This window comes from Bacillus sp. JJ783 (assembly GCF_036963225.1).
GTDB lineage: Bacteria > Bacillota > Bacilli > Bacillales > Bacillaceae_G > Bacillus_A > Bacillus_A cereus_U.
This window is the reverse complement of record NZ_JBALMG010000183.1, coordinates 1-6,033: the sequence shown is the minus strand read 5'-3', so window position 1 is coordinate 6,033 and position 6,033 is coordinate 1. Positions and strand designations below refer to the sequence as shown.

Sequence of the window (6,033 nt, the reverse complement as noted above, 5' to 3'; positions counted from 1 at the left end):
AACGATATATTCTTTCTCATGCTTGTTTTCAGCACGTAAAATCTCATTAACGATATCGCCATCATTCGTTAACAAAATTAAACCGTCTGAGTCTTTATCGAGACGTCCGATGTGATTAATTCGTAAAGGATGATTCACTAAATCGATAATATTACCTTTTACTGCTTTTTCACTTGTACATGTAATACCTACTGGTTTATTTAAAGCGATATACACATGGTCTCGAGCAATACGAAGTTGCTCTCCATTTACTCGTACGTCATCACCTGGATTTACTTGGTCACCAATTTTTGCAACCTTACCGTTAATAATTACTTTTCTCTCGTTAATTAACTTATCTGCTCCACGTCGAGACGCTTTTCCAGCTTCACTAATAAATTTATTGATACGCAAGTTAGGCACATCCTTTTCATAAAAAATTTCAAGCTCACACTGCTTCTACCGTACAATACAAAAGGGTAAGCCTCCTATTATAACTTAAATATATTAACATGAAAGGGTATATGACGTCTTCACTTAATTACATGTTTACACGAAAATAATTGGTCCTCTTTTCCTTTTCACCTCAAACTGTTTAGCAGTCAATAGATTAACCCTTGAATATAACATCATTTATTTACTTTTTTCATAGATAATATACCGATATAAGTTTGATTAATAATGCCTAAATAACTCACAATATGTGAAAAACAAAAAAGAATCCTTTTGAAAATAATCAAAATGGATCCTTCTTCAGCTAAAATAATACTAGTTTTTATACAAAAGGGTTTTTAATAATTATAACCTTTAATTGAAAACATCATTCAATATCGTTCAACAAACAAAGTAATCTCAAAAGCCCCTAATTTTTTATGCTTCAATATTTTCTTCACATACTCCAAAAAGAAGCCCTTGATTATCTATACAATAAGCAAAGTAACCCATATTAGGAATAGCAGTTTTAGGTACAACTACTTGCCCACCATTTTCAGTAACTTTATTTATGTACTCATCAACTGAAGGTACTTCAATCGAATTAGTCGTCCTAGTAGCACCATCAGGTGATTTCATTAATCCACCATCGATACCAGGTCTATCACTCTCACCTGTAATTATGAACCAATAGTCATGTGGCCCAAGCATTTTTTCAAACTTCCATCCAAAACTATTTGTATAAAATTGAATAGCTTCTTCAGGGTTTGGGACTTGCAATTCAAATCTTAAAACTTTACTCATTTAAATACCCCCTCTTGTTCTTGTACAAAACAATTATACAAGAACAAACGTTCCATTTCAACTTTATCTAAACCAGCTACTTTAACAAGTTCTAACTTTATTTCGAAGCGGCAACAGACCATTCTTCCTTCCTAATAACTTTCTTTCCATTTATATTTTCAACATACTCATTTACACTTGCTAACTGATATAACTCAGGAAAAATTTCTTTCATATAACGTTCATGTACTATTTCATCTTGCCAATAAGTTAATACTATGTAACGATTTTCATTCTTTAAAGACTTCCCAACAACTCCACCTAATATCCCTTTCGCATTTTCCATTCCTTTATTCCAAATTGTTTCTTGCGTATGTAAAAAATGCTTTTCTTTTCCTTCTTTCACATCGCAAATTGCAACTCTTACAAATGACCCTTGTGCAATTACGTCTTTCAAAGGAGTTTCTGTTATATCATACAACGTTTGAAACATTTCAATATTACAGGAAATATATGTGCCTTCTTGATTACTATTTAAAAAAATTGTATCATGAGCATCATTCATGAATGATTGATATGCATTTCTATCTTTCCATAAAGTATACACACACGCTTCAGCTTCATTCCACCCACCAAATTGTCCATGGAATCCGTCTAAATACTGTAAATCACGCCATTTTTCTTGTGCATCAGAAAACAATTCCCTTTTCTCTTCTTCCACCTTGCAAAATATTGTTTTTAATAGCATTTCTAATCCCCCTTATGATACGGTTCATTTCCTTCTTGCAACATTTTGTTTACATAATAAAATTATGTGAACAAATTGTATCTGCTGTTATACTCAATACACAAATAACCATTTTTAGTCACTCTAAATCTATCAAACCACTAAATTGATTTTATTTCAAATAATTCAGAATTTAAAAAGGGGGGTGTAATCCTATACGGATTACATCTCACTCTTAACTCACTTACATATTTACTATTTCAAAATAAAAAATGATTGCATTTCACTAATTGTATATCTATAATATTTTTATTGATTCTATACACAATCAATGCGTTTACGTTTTTAATTTTATAATTCGGATGAACCATTCAGGAGAAGGTCTATTGATCTACCGACGGGGCAAAAAGTTGCTGAACCAACTTTGAAACTCTCAGGTCTTGGTTACAAGTAGAACTGCATGGGGACGAATCTCTGGAGAGACTCCCTCTCGCTTAATATAGCGCGGAGGAAAACGAGCACCGAAGGAGCAAATCCGCTAATCTAGCGGATAATCTCTCAGGTAAAAGGACAGAGACAAGCGAAAGAAAATGCCGATTTGTATCGGTTTATTTTTCTATCCCTTGTTTCTCCAGAGACCATTTCATTTCCTTGAAGTGGTTTTTATTTTTTCTAAAAAAGGAGAATACAGATGGAGACAGTAAGTAAAGTATTAGAACAAATGAACCAGTATGTGTGGGGGTTACCAACTTTGTTGCTACTCGTTGGAACTGGTATCATTCTCACAGTGCGCTTAAAAGGTTTACAGTTTAGTAAACTAATATACGCTCACAAACTAGCTTTTAAAAAATCAGAGGATACATCATCTTCTGGAGATATTAGTCACTTCCAAGCACTCATGACAGCTATGGCTGCAACGATTGGTATGGGAAATATAGCAGGTGTTGCAACAGCTGTTACTATTGGTGGTCCTGGTGCAATCTTTTGGATGTGGATTACTGCTTTGTTCGGTATGGCAACAAAGTATGCCGAGGCAATTCTTGCGGTGAAATACCGTGTTAGTAATGAAAATGGTGAATACTCAGGTGGACCAATGTATTATTTAGAGCGTGGCTTAGGTAAGAAATGGCTTGCTGTTTTATTCGCTATATTCGGTACAACTGCTTCTTTCGGTATCGGTAATATGGTGCAATCTAACTCAGTTGCAGAGGCAATGCGAATTAATTTCTCTTTCCCCCCTGCTTTAACTGGTATATTAATGTCCTTTTTAATCGCTATTGTCATTTTAGGCGGTGTAAAAAAAATCGGGAAAGTGACGGGATTTATCGTTCCTATTAAAGCTTTCTTTTATATAATTGCTGGTCTTATTATTATTTTCTATCACTTTGATCAAATTCCAGAAGCATTTTCACTTATTTTTTCTGGTGCATTTCAAGGTACAGCTGCTGCTGGTGGTTTTATCGGAGCAACAGTTGCATCTGCAATTCAAATCGGAATGGCACGTGGTGTATTTGCTAACGAGGCTGGTTTAGGAAGTGCTCCTATTGCTGCGGCTGCTGCCAAAACAGATTCACCTGCAAAACAAGCTTTAGTTTCTATGACTGGTACTTTTCTAGATACATTTATTGTATGTACAATTACGGGGCTAGTATTAATTACTACAGGCGCATGGAAATCAGGTAAAACTGGTGTTGAAGCTACAACATTAGCATTCCAATCCGTATTCGGTACTGCTGGTAGTATGATTCTCGGTATCGCCATTATATTATTCGCCTACTCTACTATTTTAGGTTGGTCGTATTACGGAGAGAAGTGTGTTGCTTATTTATTTGGACAAGGTGCTGTACGATATTATAAAGCAATCTTTATCGTTATGATTGCTATTGGCGCTAATTTAAAATTAGGTGTTGTATGGACATTTGCCGATATTGCGAATGGACTTATGGCGATACCAAACTTAATTGGTCTAATTGGATTAAGTGGTGTAGTTGTCGCTGAAACAAATCGGTTTTTACAAGCAGAGAAATTAAAAAAAAGCAATAAAAAACAGGCAAGTTAATGTTTGCTTGAAATAAAGTCAGTTCAAATTTCATTACAAATATCGATTGTATATAGAATAAACCCACACATTTTGAAACATGATTGTTCAAAATATGTGGGTTTTAATTATTATCCACTTAAACAAACACAACTATTAGTTTAAGAATATACCTTCATGATTAACATAAATAACGCTTTCTTTAAACAGTATAACTTTATTTTAAAGCCACAGTTAATCTATCAAAAAAAGAATGACTCATATATAATGAGCATTCCTTTTTCAAACTATATTATTCCCCATCCTTCTGAACCATATGTAAATAAAGTACAAAATCCATCATAGTCGAGGAATGACCAAGTTGACGAATCATCGCTGTTATATTCCCTCTATGATATGTACCATGATTTACGACGTGTTGTACTAGCTCTAAAATTGAAGTTTCTAATTTCCCTACATAAGGGTTCTCAATAACAAATACAGCATTTACTTCTTTTAGTGTACTTAGAAATTCTTTATACTGATTGGCCATATTTATAAACATTTTTTCTAATTCATGTAACGACTTTGCTTCGACTTGTTTTTGTAGTTTTTCACGATCTTGTATTGCCTCACTCATACTTTTACCATGTAATATGTGTAACCATACGTGATCAGTAATATAAATATGTGCAAAAGTATCCTTAATTGATGGAAATACACTCTGTACCTTTTCGTTGAAAATTATCTCATAATTTGGTAGCTCTTTTAATCGATTGAATAAGCGTGTATTAGCCCATACATGATAATCAAACTGTTTTAACATGTAATCTTTCAATTTACATCGCCTCCTTATTGTATGAAACGAATGTTTTGTTTCTTCATTTCCGATTCTCTATCAGCTTTTACAATCCCTTTTTCATTAATTTCATGTTTATTTATAGTTTTATATTTTACGTACGTATGAAATTCCGTTTTAAATGGAAACGGTGTAATTCGAATTGTTTCTTCATCCACCCAATCAGCTCGAATAGGTTTCTCATCCTTTCTATTAAAGATTTCTGTTCCTTCAAAACCATCTTTAAACAAATCAATTTCATTTTTCTTTTTTACACCAGGCTTATTCATGCATACATATAAAGAAAGTTCATCACAAAACTTTAATAATCTATAATGTTTATCGAACATCGCAAATTGTTCTTTTGTTAACGTTTTCAATATTCTTTTTTGTCGTTCCAATTCCCCTGTATAAAATGACATCATCTCTTCGTCTTCCTCATTTAATGGAAACGATAAAAAATGTTTACTACAAAGTAACGCCCCGTATGGATTTGACTCTTCAATTGCATTCAAACCAATCGTATAAAAAACAAAGCGTAATGAACTTGGACAATCCATAAATGTATATGGAATATTTTTAGCATCATTCAAAATTGGTACTTTATCAAGCTCTATCCATCCTCTATCATGTTCGTATATTGCATCAATTGTCTCTTTTAAGTATGTTTTATCTTCAAAAATATCTTCTTTTATATGGCTTGCAATCTCACCAGCTAAAAAACCATGATCATGTTGACGAATTAATATACTTTCTTTCTCATTCTTTTCACGAAAAATCATCCTTATACTCCCCCTCATCTTCATATTATAGCTTGTCGTATGCATCAATTCTTAATAAATCCCTTTAATTTGCAGGGATTCAGTTTCTTTCAACGAAATTAACATAAATATACAGCATTCTTTCTAATCACAAAGTTAGCTTTATCTTTACTAACGATTATACTAAAACATTCATTCTAAAAATTTTTTTATGAGGTGAAAACATGAACAAAACAGAATTAATTAAAAACGTGGCACAATCAGCTGATATTTCTCAAAAGGAAGCTTCTGCAGCTGTACAATCCGTATTTGACACAATTGCTACTGCATTACAATCTGGCGATAAAGTTCAACTAATCGGCTTTGGAACTTTTGAAGTGCGTGAAAGATCTGCTCGTACAGGGCGTAATCCGCAAACTGGAGAAGAAATTCAGATTGCTGCTGGTAAAGTTCCAGCATTTAAAGCAGGTAAAGAATTAAAAGAAGCTGTAAAATA

At 33.2% G+C, this 6,033-nt stretch carries 7 protein-coding genes and 1 riboswitch; of the genes, 2 read left to right on the top strand and 5 right to left on the bottom strand.

The window, feature by feature from the left end:
• From V7038_RS27155 to V7038_RS27145, 3 genes are all read right to left on the bottom strand, one after another.
• A partial coding sequence (locus V7038_RS27155) for a pseudouridine synthase (RefSeq protein WP_335695912.1) occupies window positions 1–393 on the bottom strand: 393 nt, incomplete at its 3' end.
• Window positions 394–849: 456 nt separating this feature from the next.
• Window positions 850–1,215: a VOC family protein gene (locus V7038_RS27150; protein ID WP_199660185.1), complete on the bottom strand. Its 366-nt coding sequence runs from the start codon at window positions 1,213–1,215 to the stop codon at window positions 850–852.
• Window positions 1,216–1,312: 97 nt separating this feature from the next.
• Window positions 1,313–1,942 (bottom strand): DUF4937 domain-containing protein, encoded by a 630-nt coding sequence (locus V7038_RS27145; RefSeq protein WP_335695911.1) that lies wholly within the window; start codon window positions 1,940–1,942, stop codon window positions 1,313–1,315.
• A 443-nt stretch (window positions 1,943–2,385) separates the two neighbouring features.
• Window positions 2,386–2,505: riboswitch (glycine riboswitch) on the top strand.
• Window positions 2,506–2,612: 107 nt separating this feature from the next.
• On the opposite strand from V7038_RS27145, the gene V7038_RS27140 reads away from it, so the two are divergent.
• Window positions 2,613–3,980, top strand: coding sequence for an alanine/glycine:cation symporter family protein (locus tag V7038_RS27140; RefSeq protein WP_335695910.1), 1,368 nt, complete (start codon window positions 2,613–2,615; stop codon window positions 3,978–3,980).
• Between the two features lie 271 nt (window positions 3,981–4,251).
• Here the strand turns inward: V7038_RS27140 and V7038_RS27135 are convergent, their stop codons facing one another.
• Complete coding sequence (locus V7038_RS27135; RefSeq protein WP_002157908.1) at window positions 4,252–4,776, bottom strand: DinB family protein; 525 nt, start codon at window positions 4,774–4,776, stop codon at window positions 4,252–4,254.
• Window positions 4,777–4,790: 14 nt separating this feature from the next.
• Entirely contained in the window at window positions 4,791–5,558 is a 768-nt protein-coding gene (locus V7038_RS27130) for a DUF3891 family protein (RefSeq protein WP_335695909.1), read from the bottom strand.
• A gap of 203 nt (window positions 5,559–5,761) precedes the next feature.
• On the opposite strand from V7038_RS27130, the gene V7038_RS27125 reads away from it, so the two are divergent.
• Window positions 5,762–6,033 (top strand): HU family DNA-binding protein (locus V7038_RS27125; protein ID WP_002157910.1); only part of this gene is annotated, 272 nt, incomplete at its 3' end.

What these genes read in the sequence shown, in the direction of transcription:
- V7038_RS27145 (WP_335695911.1), bottom strand. Translation starts at nt 1,942, where the DNA reads ATGCTATTAAAAACAATATTTTGCAAGGTGGAAGAAGAGAAAAGGGAA.
- V7038_RS27130 (WP_335695909.1), bottom strand. Translation starts at nt 5,558, where the DNA reads ATGATTTTTCGTGAAAAGAATGAGAAAGAAAGTATATTAATTCGTCAA.
- V7038_RS27140 (WP_335695910.1), top strand. Translation starts at nt 2,613, where the DNA reads ATGGAGACAGTAAGTAAAGTATTAGAACAAATGAACCAGTATGTGTGG.
- V7038_RS27150 (WP_199660185.1), bottom strand. Translation starts at nt 1,215, where the DNA reads ATGAGTAAAGTTTTAAGATTTGAATTGCAAGTCCCAAACCCTGAAGAA.